The sequence below is a fragment of the Paenibacillus sp. sgz302164 genome (assembly GCF_056120505.1).
Genome location: NZ_JBVYOL010000056.1, coordinates 1 through 17,235, shown reverse-complemented (window position 1 = coordinate 17,235; position 17,235 = coordinate 1). Strand labels below are relative to the sequence as shown.

At 52.2% G+C, this 17,235-nt stretch carries 16 protein-coding genes and 1 pseudogene; 16 read left to right on the top strand and 1 reads right to left on the bottom strand.

Annotated features, from left to right (window positions below):
- Positions 1 to 574 precede the first annotated feature (574 nt).
- From smc to trmD, 8 genes are all read left to right on the top strand, one after another.
- A complete protein-coding gene (smc, locus tag AC0LWT_RS38515) occupies positions 575 to 4,147 on the top strand; it encodes a chromosome segregation protein SMC (protein ID WP_474687249.1) in 3,573 nt (1,190 codons plus the stop codon).
- 37 nt (positions 4,148 to 4,184) lie between these two features.
- On the top strand, positions 4,185 to 5,180 hold the full coding sequence (gene ftsY, locus AC0LWT_RS38510; protein ID WP_474687248.1) for a signal recognition particle-docking protein FtsY: 996 nt from the start codon (positions 4,185 to 4,187) through the stop codon (positions 5,178 to 5,180).
- 178 nt (positions 5,181 to 5,358) lie between these two features.
- Positions 5,359 to 5,694 (top strand): putative DNA-binding protein, encoded by a 336-nt coding sequence (locus AC0LWT_RS38505; protein WP_474687251.1) that lies wholly within the window; start codon positions 5,359 to 5,361, stop codon positions 5,692 to 5,694.
- Positions 5,695 to 5,716: 22 nt separating this feature from the next.
- Positions 5,717 to 7,081: a signal recognition particle protein gene (gene ffh / locus AC0LWT_RS38500; protein WP_474687247.1), complete on the top strand. Its 1,365-nt coding sequence runs from the start codon at positions 5,717 to 5,719 to the stop codon at positions 7,079 to 7,081.
- A gap of 45 nt (positions 7,082 to 7,126) precedes the next feature.
- Positions 7,127 to 7,399 carry a 30S ribosomal protein S16 gene (gene rpsP / locus AC0LWT_RS38495; RefSeq protein WP_474687245.1) on the top strand — a complete coding sequence of 91 codons (273 nt, stop codon included), beginning with the start codon at positions 7,127 to 7,129 and terminating at the stop codon, positions 7,397 to 7,399.
- 25 nt (positions 7,400 to 7,424) lie between these two features.
- The gene (locus tag AC0LWT_RS38490) at positions 7,425 to 7,655 is read left to right on the top strand and encodes a KH domain-containing protein (RefSeq protein WP_474687243.1); all 231 of its coding nucleotides are present in this window, start codon (positions 7,425 to 7,427) and stop codon (positions 7,653 to 7,655) included.
- Positions 7,656 to 7,791: 136 nt separating this feature from the next.
- Positions 7,792 to 8,307: a ribosome maturation factor RimM gene (rimM, locus tag AC0LWT_RS38485; protein WP_474687242.1), complete on the top strand. Its 516-nt coding sequence runs from the start codon at positions 7,792 to 7,794 to the stop codon at positions 8,305 to 8,307.
- Positions 8,304 to 9,080 carry a tRNA (guanosine(37)-N1)-methyltransferase TrmD gene (gene trmD, locus AC0LWT_RS38480; RefSeq protein ID WP_474687240.1) on the top strand — a complete coding sequence of 259 codons (777 nt, stop codon included), beginning with the start codon at positions 8,304 to 8,306 and terminating at the stop codon, positions 9,078 to 9,080. Before rimM ends, trmD begins: the two co-directional genes overlap by 4 nt.
- Positions 9,081 to 9,243: 163 nt before the next feature.
- On the opposite strand, the gene AC0LWT_RS38475 is transcribed toward trmD, so the two are convergent.
- Positions 9,244 to 9,651 carry a hypothetical protein gene (locus AC0LWT_RS38475; RefSeq protein WP_474687239.1) on the bottom strand — a complete coding sequence of 136 codons (408 nt, stop codon included), beginning with the start codon at positions 9,649 to 9,651 and terminating at the stop codon, positions 9,244 to 9,246.
- A gap of 420 nt (positions 9,652 to 10,071) precedes the next feature.
- On the opposite strand from AC0LWT_RS38475, the gene rplS reads away from it, so the two are divergent.
- The 8 genes and pseudogenes from rplS to AC0LWT_RS38435 all read left to right on the top strand — a co-directional run.
- Positions 10,072 to 10,413, top strand: a complete 342-nt coding sequence (rplS, locus tag AC0LWT_RS38470) for a 50S ribosomal protein L19 (protein ID WP_379306380.1) — start codon at positions 10,072 to 10,074, stop codon at positions 10,411 to 10,413.
- Positions 10,414 to 10,498: 85 nt separating this feature from the next.
- Entirely contained in the window at positions 10,499 to 11,110 is a 612-nt protein-coding gene (gene lepB / locus AC0LWT_RS38465; RefSeq protein WP_474687238.1) for a signal peptidase I, read from the top strand.
- Between the two features lie 9 nt (positions 11,111 to 11,119).
- The gene (gene ylqF, locus AC0LWT_RS38460; RefSeq protein WP_474687237.1) at positions 11,120 to 11,989 is read left to right on the top strand and encodes a ribosome biogenesis GTPase YlqF; all 870 of its coding nucleotides are present in this window, start codon (positions 11,120 to 11,122) and stop codon (positions 11,987 to 11,989) included.
- 151 nt (positions 11,990 to 12,140) lie between these two features.
- Positions 12,141 to 13,484: a spore germination protein gene (locus tag AC0LWT_RS38455; protein WP_474687235.1), complete on the top strand. Its 1,344-nt coding sequence runs from the start codon at positions 12,141 to 12,143 to the stop codon at positions 13,482 to 13,484.
- Complete coding sequence (locus tag AC0LWT_RS38450) at positions 13,481 to 14,542, top strand: GerAB/ArcD/ProY family transporter (protein ID WP_474687234.1); 1,062 nt, start codon at positions 13,481 to 13,483, stop codon at positions 14,540 to 14,542. The genes AC0LWT_RS38455 and AC0LWT_RS38450 overlap by 4 nt, the downstream gene beginning before the upstream one ends.
- Entirely contained in the window at positions 14,539 to 15,633 is a 1,095-nt protein-coding gene (locus AC0LWT_RS38445; protein WP_474687233.1) for a Ger(x)C family spore germination protein, read from the top strand. Before AC0LWT_RS38450 ends, AC0LWT_RS38445 begins: the two co-directional genes overlap by 4 nt.
- 186 nt (positions 15,634 to 15,819) lie before the next feature.
- The gene (gene rnhB / locus AC0LWT_RS38440) at positions 15,820 to 16,452 is read left to right on the top strand and encodes a ribonuclease HII (protein WP_474687231.1); all 633 of its coding nucleotides are present in this window, start codon (positions 15,820 to 15,822) and stop codon (positions 16,450 to 16,452) included.
- Positions 16,453 to 16,556: 104 nt separating this feature from the next.
- Positions 16,557 to 17,235 (top strand): annotated as a pseudogene (locus AC0LWT_RS38435) (hypothetical protein); the annotation flags it as partial.

The following is a 17,235-nucleotide window of genomic DNA, read 5'->3' as shown; positions in this document are numbered from 1 at the left end:
GCACACGGGATAAGGCCGTTTTTCCGTTTTTTTCACGCGCTATCATCCGTTTCTATCGTTTACCTCTACTATACCAAAATCTACTAACCTGACAACATTGGGGAGACCCCTCCTTTTTGCCGACGCCGGCCGAAGAGGAACAGACGCGCTCTCCCGGCGCGGGTTGTGGCGCAACACCGCGCAGTGCGTGTTGCGAAAAAGGCCCGGCAGTCCGAGCCTGGCCGAACCGGCAAAAACCTGCGAAAATGCAGTTTTTTTCCGCCAAAAGGGTTCATTTTAGAGAAAAGCCTGCGATTGTGCAGGAATTTCCGATTGAAAATGCCCCTAAGCTCCGAAGTTCGATGAAAAGCCTGCACTTTTGCAGGAATTCTTCGTTGCCAGCGTATCAACGAGCAAAAAGATGTATTTTTGCAGGCTTTTTCCGACCGCCCGGCCAGTCAGCCGATACTATCGGCCCGGTTGTGAGGGGTCGCCCATTTTTGAGAGATCTCCAAAGTGATTTATCTCATTTATGGGCGACGTTGATCTCTTATTTTCATAAGGGATATGGTACAATAAGGCATGAGGTGAGACCATGTTTTTAAAACGGATTGAATTATCCGGGTTCAAATCATTCGCAGACAGGACGGAGCTGGAATTCGTCCGCGGAATTACCGCGGTGGTAGGGCCGAACGGTAGCGGGAAAAGCAACATTTCCGACGGTATCCGCTGGGTTCTTGGCGAGCAGAGCGCGAAGTCTTTGCGCGGCGGCAAGATGGAAGACGTCATCTTTGCAGGCAGCGATGCGCGGCGGGCGGTCAATTACGGCGAAGTGTCGCTGACCCTGGATAACGGTTCGCAGTCTTTGCCGCTCGATTTCAGCGAAGTGACGGTTACAAGACGGGTTCACCGCAGCGGGGAAAGCGAATATTTGATCAACAAGCAGCCGTGCCGTCTGAAGGACATTACCGAGCTGTTCATGGATACGGGAATCGGCAAGGAAGCGTATTCGATTATCGGGCAAGGCCGGATTGAAGAAATTTTGAGTACGAAATCGGAAGATCGCCGCGGTATTTTTGAAGAGGCCTCGGGGATTGTCAAATATAAATCGCGCAAACGCGAAGCCGAGAAGAAGCTGAACGATACGGAGCAAAACTTGCTGCGCATACACGATCTCGTGTCCGAGCTGGAGGATCAGATTGAGCCGCTGCGCGAGCAGTCGGAGAAGGCGATCCGCTACAAGGAGCTGCGCGAGCAATTGAAAAGCAGCGAAATCTCGATGTACGTGCACCAGATCGATCAAATTTATGTATCGTGGAACGAAGCGAAGCAAAAGCTGCAAAAGCTGCAAGCGGAAGAGACGGAGCTGTCCACGGTCGTCAATCAGCATGACGCGAAGCTGGAAAAGCACCGCTGGGAAACGCGCCGGCTGGAGGAAGAGCTGGAGAAGCTTCAGGAAAGCCTGCTCGTGCTGAGCGAAGAGTTTGAGAAATGCGAAGGCCACGGCGAGGTGCTGAAGGAGCGGAAAAGGAACTTTGCCGCTAACCGCGCGCAGCTTACCGGCACCATCGCGCTGCAGGAACAGCGGAAAGCGGACAAGGAAGCGGAGCTGGCCGAGCAGCGGGAGAAGATTATCGCGATCGGCGCACAGCTTTTTGAGTTTCAGGCGAAGCTATCCGCGGAAGAGGAGCGCCTGCTGGGCGTGAACGGGGGGATCAGTTCGGCTCCCGAGGATCAGTTGAAGGGCGAGCTGCTCGAAACGCTCAACCGGATGGCGCAGGCCCGCAATGAGATCCGTTATGCCGAGCAGCAGACGGAAAGTCTCGGCCGCCGGCTGGAAAGGCTTGACGAAGAAGGGCAAAAATGGGCGGACCAGCGGGAGAAAATTGCGCTTCGCAAGCAGGAGCTTGCAGCGAAGCTGGAACAAACCGTCCGGGAAATCGATGAGGTTCGGAGCCGCTATGCCAGCTTGACGCAAAATTTGAAGAGCAAGCAAGGCCTGCTTGACGAAGCGCAGGGCATGCTGCGCAAATGGGAGCAGAAGCTCGATGCGCTCACTTCCCGGCGCGATACGATGAAGGAGATGGCGAACGACTACGACGGCTTCATGCAGGGCGTCAAAGAAGTGCTCAAGGCCAAAAACCGCAAAGACCTGCGCGGGATCCGCGGCGCGGTCGCCGAGCTGGTGAAAGTGCCTGCCGACGTGGAAATCGCGATCGAGACCGCCTTCGGGGGAGCGCTGCAAAACATCGTCGTCGAAACGGAAGAGAACGGGCGGGAAGCGATTGCTTTCCTGAAGCGGCGCCAAATGGGCCGTGCGACGTTCCTTCCGATGAATGTCATCCGCGGGCGTTCTATTCCGGAGAGCGAGATGGGCGCCTTGAAATCGGCCAAAGGCTTTGTCGGACTGGCCGTCAATCTGGTCGAATTTGATCCTATATATCAAAATATTTTTTCCAGCTTGCTGGGAAATGTTATCGTAGCCCAAAGCCTTGAAGATGCGAACCATATCGCCGCCAAAGGGCAGTACCGCTACCGCGTCGTCACGCTGGAAGGCGATATTGTCAATCCGGGCGGTTCGATGACGGGGGGGAGTTTGCAAAAGAAAACGACCAACCTGCTTGGCCGCCAGCGGCAAATCGAAGAGCTCGATCAGGAGATCCGCACTTCCGAAAGCCAGCTTGCTGCGCTTCGCGACAAGACGAGCGTAATGAAGCGGGAAATTACGGACGATATGATGAATATGGAACAGCTGCGCCAAACGGGCGAACAACTGCGGATTGCCGAGCAGCAAATGCTGGCCGAGCTGAACCCTCTGGAGGCGGAGAGCCGCACGGTGGAAGAGCAGCTTTCGCACGGCAGCCAGGACAGGGATACGCTGCTGGCGGAGCAGGCCGACTTTACGCGGAAGAAAACGGAAGCGGAGCAGGCGCTCGCCGAATTGCAGCAGGAAGAAGCATCGCTGCATCAGGCGATTCGCGACGCGGAAATTACGCGCAAAGCGAGCGAATCGCAAAAGGAGGAGCTGCAGACGCAGCTTACCGATCTGAAGGTGAAAGTCGCTTCGATTTCGCAGGAAAAGCAGTCGCTCCAGGACCAGCAGAGGCGCTTGCAGCAGGACCTTGCCGGTGCCGTCCAGGAGATGGCGACTAACAGGCAGCTGCTTGAGCAGTTGGAAGGCGAGATCGTGGCCCTGGATCGGGAAACCGTGCTGCAAATCGAGCTGCTCAACGATCTGAAGCTGCGGAAGCAGCAGTGCGCGGAGCAGATTGATTTCAAACGCGCCGAACGGGCGGACTGGCTCCAGAAGCTGGAGCAGGAGGAGAACGAAACCCGTACGCAGCGCGCGCAGCTGAAGCAGGTGGAAGAGCAGCTGCGCCAGACGGAAGTGCGGGTAAACCGCCTGGACGTAGAGCTTGAGAACTTGCTCAAGAAGCTGGCCGAAGAATACGAGCTGAGCTACGAGTTGGCCAAAGAGCGCTATCCGGTTCCCGAGGACGTGATTGGCACCCAAAGCAAGGTGCGCGAGCTGAAGCGGGAAATTGCCGCGCTTGGTGATGTCAACCTCGGTGCCATTGAGGAATTTGCCCGCGTTTCGGAACGCTACGATTTTCTGAACGGGCAAAAAAACGATCTGATCGAAGCGAAAACTACGCTGTACCAGGTGATCCGCGAAATGGATCAGGAGATGTCCAAACGGTTCAAAACGACGTTTGACGAGATTCGCTCGCATTTTGTCGTTGTGTTCGCCAAGCTGTTCGGCGGCGGCCGCGCGGACCTGATTTTGTCGGAGCCGGACAATCTGCTCGATACAGGCATCGAAATCGTGGCCCAGCCGCCGGGCAAAAAGCTGCAAAACCTTCAGCTTCTCTCCGGCGGGGAGCGGGCGCTAACGGCGATTGCGCTGCTGTTCTCGATCATACGCGTCAAGCCAGTGCCTTTCTGCGTGCTCGATGAGGTCGAAGCGGCGCTCGACGAAGCGAATGTGTCCCGTTTTGCCGAATATTTGCGTGAATTCTCCGAAATGACGCAGTTTATCGTCGTTACGCACCGCAAAGGGACGATGGAAGAAGCTGACGTGCTGTACGGCGTGACGATGCAGGAAGGCGGCGTATCCAAGCTTGTCTCCGTCCGTCTGGAAGACGACGAGCCGGCCTTTTCGGCTTAAGTGAATATATAGATCAAGTGGGGAGCCAGGTGAGATCATGAGTTTTTTCAAACGTTTAAAAGAGAGCATTTCCAGCAAAGCGGAAGCGGTGACGAACAAGTTCAAGGAAGGTCTGTCGAAGACGAGAGACGCTTTTGTCGAGCGGGTAGACGATTTGTTCAGCCGCCGGAAAAAAATCGACGAAGAGTTTTATGAGGAGCTTGAAGAAATATTGATCGGCGCCGATGTCGGTGTCAATACCGTGCTCAAGCTGATCGACGAACTCCGCACCGAGGTGAAAAAGCGCAAAATCGAAGATCCGAGCGAGCTGCAGCCGATTTTGTCGGAAAAATTGATCGAGCTGCTGAAAGGCGACTCGGGTACGGGGTTGAACCTGAATCCGAACGGGCTGTCGGTCATTTTGTTCGTCGGTGTGAACGGCGTCGGCAAGACGACGACGATCGGCAAAATGGCGCACATGTTCAAATCTCAGGGGAAAAAGGTGCTGATGGCCGCCGGCGATACGTTCCGCGCGGGGGCGATCGAACAGCTCGAAACGTGGGGACAGCGCGTCGGCGTTGACGTGATCAAGCAGCAATCCGGCGCCGATCCGGCCGCGGTTATGTACGATGCCGTGCAGGCGGCGAAGACCCGCGGCGTCGATATTTTGCTGTGCGATACGGCCGGACGCTTGCAAAATAAAGTGAATCTGATGGAAGAGCTGAACAAAATTTATCGCGTTATTCAGCGGGAAATTCCGGATGCCCCGCACGAAGTCATTCTCGTGCTGGATGCGACGACAGGCCAGAACGCGCTGAGCCAGGCGAAGCTGTTCGGCGACAAGACCGGCTTGACCGGGCTTGTGCTTTCCAAGCTCGACGGCACGGCCAAAGGCGGCATCGTCGTCGCGATCAGGCAGGAGCTGTCGCTGCCGGTGAAGTTTGTCGGACTCGGAGAAAAGATGGACGATCTGCAGCCTTTCGATTCGGAGCAGTTCGTGCATGCGCTGTTCGGCAAATGGATAAACGAGCGGAAGGAAGAAGTGGAAAGCTGACGATCGGAAGCAAATCCTTCGCTGGGCCGTAACGGCCTGCGGGGGATTTTTGCTGTGCTGCAGCCTGACAAGGTAAAATGCTTGACATTGGTTTCGGAATTGAGTATGATAGGTTCTGCAAGTTGCTGCTGTCAAGTATTCGACCTTTACGGAGGTGTTTCAAGTGCCCGTGGATCAAATGCTGGAGAAGACGAACCGAATCAATCTGCTGTTTGATTTTTACGAGCCCTTGCTGACGGAGAAGCAGCGAACGTTTCTCAAGCTTTATTTTCATGACGACTACTCGCTCGGAGAGATCGCCGAGAATTTCGACATTAGCCGCCAGGCGGTTTATGAGCATATTAAACGGGCGGAGCAGACGCTTGTCGATTACGAAGACAAGCTCAAGCTGCTGCATAAGCATGAACAGCGTATGAAGCTGCGTGACGAGCTTGCGCAATTGCTGAACGAGTGCGAGCCCGAGCTGAAGAGGAAAACAAGCTCGCTTTTTGATACAATGATCGGGATGGATTGAATAGAAGCAGGAGGTGAAGCGCGTGGCATTTGAAGGATTGGCAAACCGGCTGCAGAATGTGTTCGGCAAGTTGAGAAGCAAAGGCAAGCTATCGGAAGAAGATGTGGGCGAAGCGCTTCGCGAAGTAAGACTGGCGCTGCTGGAAGCGGACGTCAACTTTAAAGTGGTCAAAGACTTCATCGCCAAGGTGAAGGAACAGGCGGTCGGCCAGGAAGTGATGAAATCTTTCACACCGGGCATGGTTGTCATCGATATCGTAAACAAAGAGCTGACCGCGCTCATGGGCGGCACGCAGAGCAAATTGGCCCGCTCGAACCGACCTCCGACGGTCATTATGATGGCCGGTCTGCAAGGCGCCGGTAAAACGACTTCCTCGGGCAAGCTGGCCAAACTGCTGCAAAAGCAAAATCACAGGCCGCTGCTCGTAGCGTGCGATATTTACCGCCCGGCGGCGATCAAGCAGCTTGAAGTGCTCGGCGAGCAGCTCCAAGTTCCCGTGTTCGCCATGGGCGACAAGGTGAGCCCCGTCGAGATTGCCAAAGCGGGCCTGCAGCATGCCAAGGATAACGGCAACGATTATGTGATTATCGATACGGCCGGACGTTTACATATCGACGAGAACTTGATGGACGAGCTGAAGAATGTGCGTGCAGCCGTGCAGCCGGACGAAATTCTTCTCGTCGTCGATGCGATGACCGGTCAGGATGCCGTCAATGTGGCGGAAAGCTTTCACCAGCAGTTGGAGCTGACCGGTGTCGTGCTGACGAAACTGGACGGCGATACGCGCGGCGGTGCGGCGCTATCGGTTAAAGCGGTGACCGGCTGTCCGATCAAGTTCGCCGCGATGGGCGAGAAGATGGACGCGCTGGAGCCGTTCTTCCCGGACCGGATGGCCTCGCGGATTCTCGGCATGGGCGACATGCTGACGCTGATCGAGAAGGCGCAGGCCGGCATCGACATGGAGAAGGCGAAAGAGATGGAGCGCAAAATGCGCAACGCCGAATTCACCTTCGACGATTTTCTCGATCAGATGGAGCAGGTCAAGAAGCTCGGTCCGCTTGATCAGATTTTGGAGATGCTGCCAGGGGCGGGCAAGATCAAGGGGATGAAAGATCTCAAGGTCGACGACAAGCAGATGGCCCGGATCGAGGCGATTGTGAAATCGATGACCAAGGATGAGAAGAGCAAGCCGGAACTGCTGAATGCGAACCGCCGCAAGCGGATCGCTTTGGGGAGCGGCAACTCGATCCAGGAGGTCAACCGGTTCATCAAGCAGTTTGAGGACATGCGCAAAATGATGAAGCAGTTTTCCGGCATGATGGGGCCGAAAGGGGCCAAAAGCCTGAAAAAGCTGGGCAAGGGGAAAGGCTTTAAGTTCCCGTTTTGATACAGAGAAGTTTTTGAGATTACTTTGAGTAGGAGGTGATTTTTCATGGCAGTACGTATTCGTCTGAAACGTATGGGTGCTCACAAAGCTCCTTTTTACCGTGTGGTGGTATCGGATTCCCGTTCCCCTCGTGACGGTCGTTTTATCGAGGAAATCGGTATCTACAATCCGGTAGCTCAACCTGCGGTTGTGACTATTGATGAAGAGAAAGCGCTGAAATGGCTTCAAACAGGAGCTCAGCCTTCCGACACGGTTCGCAGTCTGTTCAGCAAAGCAGGTCTGATGACTAAATTTCACGAGCTGAGACAACAGAAGTAATCTGTAGCTTTCGGAGGGTGGGTTCATGAAGGATCTTATCACTGTTATTGCTAAGGCTCTTGTTGATCATCCGGAAGAAGTGCGTGTCAGCGTGGTGGAGAAGGAAGACAAGATCGAGTACCGGTTGTCCGTTCATCCCGACGATGTCGGCAAAGTGATCGGCAAGCAGGGCAAGATTGCCAAGTCGCTCCGCACCGTTGTCACGTCAGCAGCTGTGAAAGAAAGCAAACGTGTAGCTGTAGAAATCGTATCATAAGAAACAGGGTTAGGAGATTGGTTCCTAACCTTTTTCTTGTATTGTAATGCACCCCGCGCTGAGCGTCCTGAGCCCGATTTCAAGGTTCGGTTCGAGGCTTCCGGGGATCAACTTTTGGAGGTTGGAACATACAGGTATGAGTGAAAAACTGTTTACCGTAGGCAAAATCGTCAACACCCACGGCATTCGCGGCGAATTGAAAATTGTGTCCGAGACCGATTTTCCGGAGCGTTTTGACAAAGGCAGCGCCCTGATTATCGTAGATTCCCAAAATAAGCAAACGCCGGTGACGGTGCAATCGTCCCGCTTACATAAAAACATGTACATTGTCCAGTTCGCGCAATTTGCGAACATCAATGAAGTCGAGAAGTTTAAAGGCTCGCTTTTGAAAGTCGAAGAAAAGTATCAGCAGACTTTGGAAGAAGGCGAGTACTATTATCACCAAATTATCGGATGCAAGGTCGTGACGGAAGAGGGAGAAGAGCTGGGGACGATCTCGGAAGTGCTGACGCCCGGCGCAAACGATGTCTGGGTCGTTGCTTTGCCCAAAGGAAGACAGCTGCTTCTTCCGGTTATTGATGAAGTTATCCTGAACGTGGATGTGCCGAATAAGACGATTCGGATTCATTTGATGGAAGGGCTGCTGGAATGAGAATCGACGTATTGACGCTGTTTCCCGAGATGTTTCAAGGCGTATTCTCGTCCAGCATATTGGGAAAAGCCCGCGATAAAGGCATTGTTTCATTGAACACAGTCAATTTTCGCGAGTATTCGAACAATAAGCATAACACTGTCGATGACACGCCTTACGGCGGCGGCGGCGGAATGGTGCTGAAGCCGGAGCCGATCTTTGCTGCAGTTGAGGATCTGGCAGCCCGCCGTGATAGCGATCGCGAAGATCGGCAGGGCGAGGAGGCGGCGAAGCCAAGAGTGATTCTGATGTGCCCGCAGGGGGCGCCATTCACGCAAAAGAAAGCGGAGGAGCTGTCAGGCGAAGGACATCTTGTTTTCATTTGCGGGCATTATGAAGGATATGATGAGCGGATCAGGCAGTACTTGGTGACGGACGAGCTCTCCATAGGCGATTATGTGCTGACAGGCGGCGAACTGCCGGCAATGGTCGTTATAGACAGCGTAGTCAGGCTTCTCCCCGGCGTGCTCGGCAATGAAATGTCTGCGGTGACCGACTCCTTCAGCACGGGACTTCTCGAATATCCGCATTACACCAGGCCCGCCAAGTTCCGGGAGTGGGAAGTGCCCGACATTCTGCTATCCGGTCATCACGAGAATGTGGACCGCTGGCGCAGAAAACAGTCGCTGCTGCGCACGCTGGAGCGGCGCCCGGATTTGCTGGAAGGCCGGGAGCTTTCCAAGGAAGAACGGGTGTGGGCGGAAGAATGGAACCGGGAACAAGAGCAAAAGTAGCCGGCGGAACGCCCACCAAACATCGTCGGAGTCCGAAGCCGAGGGGGTAAGCGTAAGCCGCGTCTCTGGCACTCTCCAGGGCTGCGCACGGCTTTGCCGATCAAAAAGAAGAGGCTGACCGTTCGGCTGCTAAAAGCCGCTCGCGGGACAGCCTCGATTGCTATTAGTCCGTTACATCCAGCCAGTTTTCGGCATAGCAGCTGGATGAACTTACACATTCCACATACAGTTGGAAACCGCCTGTAGTGGTGTTGAATTCGCCTCCAAAGCCGGATTCGCCCGATCTTATATCATTGATGTAATCGTAATACGGGATTAAAGTGTTGCTTGCAAGCACGTTTCCGATACCGTCATAAAGAATGTAATTGATATCGCTTTCATACTGGTGATAAAACCCGCCGTTAGCTACACTGACCTGAGCATGCGAACCCGGGATGAAATTGGTTTGATAGTACAGTTTGTCGAGTCGCGAATTTAACTCAAAATACTTGTACCCTGCGGCGTTGACGGGCAATGCGGCTAAACATACCGATGCAGCGATTGAAAGTGCGGCAAATACCTTTTTCTTCATGAATGATCATCCTTTCATAAATGAAATGATTGGCTTGACACGCCTGTTATTTCGCATTCCTTTCTTCGGATATGAACGCAACTCCATGTTAGCATGCTGAATTTTGGATAAATATAGGTGTAATCGACCTTCGTTTGGCCGAGCAGCTAGCGTTCCGATCTATCGTTGAGATACGGTTATTTTCAACATTTGTGGTCAACACTAGCATGTACATATGTCCGCAAGCTTTGCTGCTTTATTTGAACCCCCGATAATAAAGTTCAGTAAAGCGGGCAATCATCTAAAAAAATCTTGTCAAACCATATAGTATTATGATAAGATATTACCTGTTTGAATCTGGTGGTCCTCTACGCATAGCAACTGAGAATGACAACATTGGACGAGCGGCATGAACACCTGTGTGGAAGGAGGGAGTCAACTATGAATCTGATCCAAGAGATTACGAAGGAGCAACTCCGTACGGATATTCCTAATTTCCGTCCAGGAGACACACTGAAAGTACACGTAAAAGTTATCGAGGGTTCGCGTGAGCGTATTCAGCTGTTCGAAGGTGTTGTAATTAAACGCCGCGGCGGCGGAATCAGCGAAACGTTTACTGTTCGCAAAATTTCTTACGGTGTAGGTGTGGAAAGAACGTTCCCATTCCATTCTCCGAAGATTGACAAGATTGAAGTGGCTCGCCGTGGTAAAGTTCGTCGCGCGAAACTTTATTATCTGCGTGGTCTTCGCGGTAAAGCAGCGAGAATTAAAGAAATTCGATAAGACACCGGGGGGGCTTGTTCAGGCAAGTCTCCCTTTCGTTTTCTCGGACACTTACATACCCAAAACTGAAATGAGGCACACAGTAATGGAACAGAGAGACCAAGAAAAGCCCTACATAGAGCAGCAGGCGGCGCCGGCTGAAACCAAATCGGCCAAAAACGAAGCTTGGGAATGGATCAAAGCGCTGGCGATTGCCGGCGTGCTGGTCATTGTTATTCGTTGGTTTTTATTTTCCCCCTTTATCGTCGACGGGGACTCGATGCGTCCGAACTTTTTGACGGGTGAAAGGCTGATTGTGAACAAGCTCATTTATGACATTCGTGCGCCGAAACGCGGCGAAGTTATCGTTTTCCACGCTCCGGAAGGCAAAGATTACATTAAGCGCGTCATTGCGCTGCCGGGGGAAACCGTCAAGGTTGAGGGCGACAAAGTGTACATTAACAGCCAAGAAATCGATCAACCCTATTTGAAAGAAGCGATAGCGCAGGCGCAGAAAGAAGGGCGTTTGTACAATCACTTGTCGAACTTCTCCGAGCAAAAAGTGCCGGATAACGAGTTGTTCGCCATGGGCGACAACCGTTCCAACAGCAAAGACAGCCGCGACCCGTCCGTAGGCTTTGTGCCGTTCGAAAAAGTGGTAGGCCGTGCGGAGGTCATCTTCTGGCCGCTAAACAAAATCAGCTTTATACATTTTTGAGGTGACATTATGACCATACAATGGTTTCCCGGCCATATGACCAAGGCCCGAAGGCAAATCGAGGATAAGCTCAAGCTGATCGATGTCGTCATCGAGCTTTTGGACGCCCGCATTCCGCTCTCCAGCCGGAACCCGATGGTGGATGAAATATTGAAAGGCAAGCCAAGAATGGTGCTGCTGAACAAGCAGGACTTGGCGGACCCGCAGGCAACGGCGGAGTGGGTTCGCTATTTTGCCGATCAGGGCTTGAAAGCATTGCCGATTGATGCGGCAACCGGCACGCAGGTCAATCAAATTTTACCGCGGGCCAAAGAATTGTGGGCGCATAAAATCGAAGCGCAGCTCCGCAAAGGCATTAACCCGCGGGCCGTGCGCGCGCTAATCGTAGGCATTCCCAATGTAGGCAAATCGACGCTGATCAATCAACTGGCCGGTAAAAAGATCGCGGCGACCGGAGACAAGCCCGGCGTCACGAAAGGGCAGCAATGGATCAAAGTCGGCACGGAAATGGATCTCCTCGATACTCCGGGGATATTATGGCCAAAGTTCGAAGATCAAATGGTCGGATTGAGGCTGGCTGCAACCGGAGCGATCAAAGAGGAACTGCTGCATATGGATGAGATCGCTTTTTTCGTCATCAAATATATGGTGAAGCACTACGGGAACGCCCTGCAGGAACGTTTCGGAATTTCCGAACTGCCGGACGATCTGGATGACCCGAATGAGGTCGTTAAGGTGATGGAAGCGGTCGGACGTAAGCGCGGAGCAATCGTGAGCGGCGGGAAAGTGGATCTGGACAAAGCATCTCTGATCATTATCCGGGATCTTCGGGCCGGCAAGCTCGGGCGCATCAGCCTGGAAAAGCCGGAGGAAGTGTAGACAAACATAACGCGATAAAAAAATATTTGCAAAAAGAGGCAGCAATCCCTGGCCGCAGGGGGCGTTGTCTCTTTTCTTTTTGCCGTTCCTGTTTGCGCCGTCTCGCATACTAACCTGGAAAAATTCACAATATAAAGGCGAGGTGGGAGATATGAATACGACGAGCAGGTTCGAAAAACAAGCCTATATTCAGCAGCAATTTGAAAACAATGCCGATTTTGTGTTTGCAGAAGCCGTGCTGTTCAACACAAGCCTACACGTCTGTTATTTAGAGACGCTGGTCAATTATGAAAACACGATCGACTTGTTACGGGTCGGTTTGCCCGATATGGAAATGGCCGACGATCCGATGGAGCAAATCGCGCGCTCCCATTTGTCCAGAGTGGACGTTACTTTGGCAGAGCTCGTCGAGTCCGTGCTGCTCGGCATGCTGGTCATATTTCCTCAGGTCGGATATGAGAATATACTGGTCAATACGACCCCCAATCGAACGGGCCGAAACATTACGGCAGCCGAGACGGAAAATCCGATTCAGTCGGCGCTCGACGCTTTTACGGAAAATATGAATATCAATATAAGTCTGATCCGGACAAAAATGAGAACCAAAGAACTGACCGTCCGTACGTTCACCCTGGGGGCTTCGATTCCGCGACAAGTGGCGGTGCTGTACTTGGAAGACCGGGCCGATCCGAATGTCGTCAATCTAATAAGCGAGTACTTGCATGAGAACAGGAAAATGGACGTGGCCGATGTGCAAGGATTGCTGAAAGCGCTCAAGCAGCCCAGTTTCAGCATTGTGCCCACTTACTTGACTTCCGAGCTTCCATCGACGACCAAGTACAATCTGATGGATGGCCGAGTCGTTATTTTCCTCGATCAATTTCCGTTCTCCATCGCGTTTCCGTCGATCATATCGGATTTTTGGGTAGTGAAGACAGATCAGGATCAGCCCCGTCTTTTTATGTATTTATACCGGATGATTCGCGTTATCAGTCTGATCGTAGCTATTTCTATGCCCGGTCTGTATATCGTCCTCAACGCCGTCAATCCCGAACTGCTGCGCATTCAGCTGGCGGTATCGATCACCAACTCGCGGGAAGGCGTTCCTTACCCGGTTCTGGTCGAATTGATGTTGATGCTGTTTGTCATGGAAATGGTTATCGAGGCCAGCGTCCGCCTGCCCAGAAGCATCGGCCCGACCATTACGATGATCGGCGGGATCATCCTCGGACAAGCGGTCGTGCAGGCGAGATTGGTCAGCTATTTTCTAGTTATTATCGTAGCGGCTTCAACGATAGCCCATTTTACGATGGGCACTTACATGAACACGGTTTCCATACGTTTATATAAGTATGTCGTCATTGCACTCAGCGCGCTCTACGGAATACTTGGCCTGATGTCCGCTCTCGTATTGTTTTGCTTTTATTTGGGCGGCGTTTCGGCGTTTGGAGTTCCCTATTTGAGTCTGACAACAAAAAGAGGTAAATCGGAATGAACAAGTATCTGGCGTTAACTTTATTTTTCATTGTCCATATATCGATGTATTTCTATGTATACCCGGTAAAAATTATCGAGGCCGCGCCAAAAGGGCAATGGGAACCGGTCGCTGCCGGTTTTCTTGTGGAATTGCTGTTTATGTGCATGTACCTCAAGGGACTGTCGGCTTATCCGGGTCAAGATATTGTGGATATTTGCAGAGGCGTTTCAGGGAAATGGATGACGCGGGTCATTCTGTTTCCTTTTATCGTCTTTTTGTTCGTAAGCTTCAATTTAATTCACCGCTACGAGTTTGAGTCGGTCAGCGCGCTGCTGCTTCCGAAAACCCCGATGGTCTTCATTTTACTGCTGTATGCGATTCCGTTTTATGCCGGGTGGAAAGGTATCGAGGCCGTTTCAAGGGGGGCGGTGACGCTGTTCATTTGCGTGCTCCCGTTAATTTTGTTTTCGCTGATCAGCGGCTATAATAATTTCGATTTCAACAACATTTATCCTCTGCTGGATACACGGATGACTTTTGTTCGCCGGCCCGAATTTTATGCGAGTCTTTTCGCTCATGCGGGCTTTTTGTTTCTGGGATTCGTCCAATTGAAGCAGAAGCTGCTTTTGCGTCATGTAGTTGCTGTGCTGGGCATTCTTTTTACATTCGGAATCGCTTCCGTTTACTTGCCTATGCTCATTTTCGGACAGGAATCGATCGTCTATTTTCGTTACCCGAACGTGCTGACTTCGGATACGGTAGATAACGAGTGGGTTGTATTCGACTGGCTGCCTACTTTTTTTGTCATATCGATGATTGCGGTTTCTATGGCGGAAGGTGCGCTTTCCTTATGGATGCTGAGCAGGCTGGTGCAAAAATTGTTCATGCCCGAACGCCGGGGATTGGCGGTGATCATGCTGGGCGTGCTGTCGTATGGTTTCAGCGTGGTAATTTCCAACATCGACCGGCTGGAGCTCCTGGTGTCCTGGAATACGCTGTTTTGCCTGTACAGTATCGGCATTATCCCGCTGATCGTGTGGATGATGAGTTTGCGGCATAGGAGGAGTCCCGCTTGATCTCACGTTCATGCATTAGCGCGGCGCTGCTTTTGAGCTTCATGGGAGCGATCCTTACCGGCTGCTGGGATATGAAAGATATTAACAAAAGGCTCATGCCTGTTGTCATGGGAATTTGCAAGGAAAAGGAGCAAAATTACAGAATCATTTTGCAAGTTCCGAGCCCGGAGAAGAAAGGTTCGCAATACCTGGAAAGCAGTTCGGCAACGATCAACAAAGCGGTCGACAACATCCGTACCAAGGCTGAAAAAGGCATCGATTTACTGCATATCCGGCTGTTTTTAATTTGCGAGAAAACGGCGCAGAAAGATATCGGGGATATTATCGATTACGCCGTGCAGGCCAACGATATTTCGATCAAAGGATTGCTGGGCATTGTCAGGGGAGACTTCGATAAAGTGATTCACCATCATATCCAAGCCAACCCCGAGCTTTCGTCGTACGATTATTTCAGCGAACAGGCCGGCTGGACGCCGAATAATACGATACTGCGCTTATGGGAAGCATACCGGGACATCAATTCCTATACCGAAGATATGGCCATTCCGATTCTGAGCAAGGGTACCGACACGCTGTATAACTTTGAAGGCAGCGCCATCATGCGGAAAGATCGGATCGTAGGGGAAATTTCCCCTGAGGATACTTTGGTTTATAACGTTTTTCATAAGAAATATACGGGCGGAACGATTGAGATTTCCGAACACAGCAGCGTTTTGGTTAAAAAGGCATCCATTCGGCACCGTGCGAGTTGGGACGGATCGGTTCCTCGCATGACCACGCATATTAGCCTGAAAGTCGTAGTCTCGGAAAACAGATACCATGTCTCGGAAGCGGAAATCGATCAAAAGCTGGAAAAAATGATCGAGGAAAAGGCGAAAGCCCTAATCCGAAAGATGCAAAAAGAAAAGGCGGACGCTTTGGGCCTTGGGCAATATTTTCGAAAAATAATGACGGACGATCAACTCAAAAACTGGAAGCTGCAATGGTTTCCGCAGATGGAGCATGAGTTTACGGCTGATGTTCAAATTCTAAACAGCATCTATTTCAAAGCTCCCGACAAAGTCAAACGGCCGGAGGCGAGCAAGTATTAGTGCCCGGGAAAACAAACGTGTTTACAAAGACAGCCGCCTGTTCAGGCGCTGTCTTTTTGCGCAAATATGGAGCGAAATCGTAGGCGGAAGCCGTGGGGGTGGATGGAAACATGTGGCTCTATTAATTTTTGTGCCGGTCTCTTCCAATATGCTTTATAATGGAGGGATGGAAAGGAGCTGTGGCCAGTGCTGGAACATGAGAAGCAGCTGTGGGACCAGGGGTATGCCCGAATCGCCGGAATCGATGAAGTCGGCCGAGGGTGCCTGTTCGGAGATGTCGTTGCGGCGGCGGTTATTTTGCCGGCCGGATATGTGCTGGAAGAGGTGGATGATTCCAAGAAGCTGTCCGAGAAGAAGCGGGACGCTTTGTATGAGAGAATTATGGAGGAAGCTGTTGCGGTCGGCGTCGGCGTCGTCAGCGTAGCGGTCATAGAGGAAATCAATATCAAGCAGGCCGCCAGACTTGCCATGAAGCAAGCGGTTGAACGGCTGTCCGTCAAACCGGACTTTTTGCTGGTCGATGCGGAAAAGGTGGACATCGATTCGCCGCAGCTGGCCATTATTCATGGAGATGCGCTCAGCCAGTCCATCGCGGCGGCTTCCGTCATAGCGAAAGTAACGCGGGACCGGATGTGCGCAGATTGGGACAAGGAGTATCCCGAATACGGAATTGCCGTACATAAAGGCTATGCGACGAAGCATCACAGGGAAATGCTGCTGCGTTACGGGCCTGCGCCGCTTCACCGCAAATTATTTATCCGCAAAGTAATGGCGCAGGCCGAGCAGCAATCGGAGCAGATGGAATTGGAATTATTTTAATCGATTTTTAAAGAAAATAAGGCTTCGGGCCGATATTATACATAAGAGTCTGATAGGCGAACTCAGTAGAAGGCAAAGGATTTATATGGCATGAGGTGATCGGAATGAATATCAGCGGACTGATCCGCAGTCTTGTCGGTGATTTGCAGGCGTCGGATTCGAAAGTGCTGGAGCTGAAAGTGGGACAAATCGTTAAAGGCGTTGTACTGCAGCTGCTAAGCGAGCAGGATGCTTTGCTTAATATCGGCGGCGTACAAGTGCGCGCGAAGCTGGAGACGCCTCTGAAGCAAGGCGACGTCACGATGCTGCAAGTTCAGCCGGAATCGAACGGCGGGCAAATTTTGCTAAAACCGCTCACATCGTCGGTTGTGCAAATTACCGACGAATCGATGAATGAATTGCTGAAAAATTTTTCATTGAAAGACAATGCCGCGAACCGGCAAATGGTACAGCAAATTCAGCAGGAAGGCGTTCCATTGACGAAAGAAACGGTGCGCTCTTTTGCTTCGCTGCTGAGCCAGGTTCCCGAGGGTGTTGGCAAAGAAGAGTGGACGCAGGCGGCCGTTCTGGCCTACAAGCGCGGGCTTCCTCTTACGCAGGAAACGGTCGCCGCCCTGCGGCAGGTTATTTCGGGGCCGCCCGCGGGACAAGTGCTGGAGCGACTCATGCAGCAGGCGGAAACGCTGCTTCAGGAGCAGCCGGCGCACCCGTCGGCCGATACCTTGAAGCAGGTGGTATCGCTGCTCAAGGAGCTGAGCGGCTCAGCCGCAGCTCCGTGGACCG

Excerpts from the sequence above, each read along its gene's own strand:
- smc (WP_474687249.1), top strand. The coding sequence starts at position 575 with ATGTTTTTAAAACGGATTGAATTATCCGGGTTCAAATCATTCGCAGAC.
- AC0LWT_RS38505 (WP_474687251.1), top strand. The coding sequence starts at position 5,359 with ATGCTGGAGAAGACGAACCGAATCAATCTGCTGTTTGATTTTTACGAG.
- rpsP (WP_474687245.1), top strand. The coding sequence starts at position 7,127 with ATGGCAGTACGTATTCGTCTGAAACGTATGGGTGCTCACAAAGCTCCT.
- trmD (WP_474687240.1), top strand. The coding sequence starts at position 8,304 with ATGAGAATCGACGTATTGACGCTGTTTCCCGAGATGTTTCAAGGCGTA.
- AC0LWT_RS38475 (WP_474687239.1), bottom strand. The coding sequence starts at position 9,651 with ATGAAGAAAAAGGTATTTGCCGCACTTTCAATCGCTGCATCGGTATGT.
- AC0LWT_RS38455 (WP_474687235.1), top strand. The coding sequence starts at position 12,141 with ATGAATACGACGAGCAGGTTCGAAAAACAAGCCTATATTCAGCAGCAA.
- rplS (WP_379306380.1), top strand. The coding sequence starts at position 10,072 with ATGAATCTGATCCAAGAGATTACGAAGGAGCAACTCCGTACGGATATT.
- AC0LWT_RS38490 (WP_474687243.1), top strand. The coding sequence starts at position 7,425 with ATGAAGGATCTTATCACTGTTATTGCTAAGGCTCTTGTTGATCATCCG.
- AC0LWT_RS38450 (WP_474687234.1), top strand. The coding sequence starts at position 13,481 with ATGAACAAGTATCTGGCGTTAACTTTATTTTTCATTGTCCATATATCG.
- ylqF (WP_474687237.1), top strand. The coding sequence starts at position 11,120 with ATGACCATACAATGGTTTCCCGGCCATATGACCAAGGCCCGAAGGCAA.
- ftsY (WP_474687248.1), top strand. The coding sequence starts at position 4,185 with ATGAGTTTTTTCAAACGTTTAAAAGAGAGCATTTCCAGCAAAGCGGAA.
- rimM (WP_474687242.1), top strand. The coding sequence starts at position 7,792 with ATGAGTGAAAAACTGTTTACCGTAGGCAAAATCGTCAACACCCACGGC.
- lepB (WP_474687238.1), top strand. The coding sequence starts at position 10,499 with ATGGAACAGAGAGACCAAGAAAAGCCCTACATAGAGCAGCAGGCGGCG.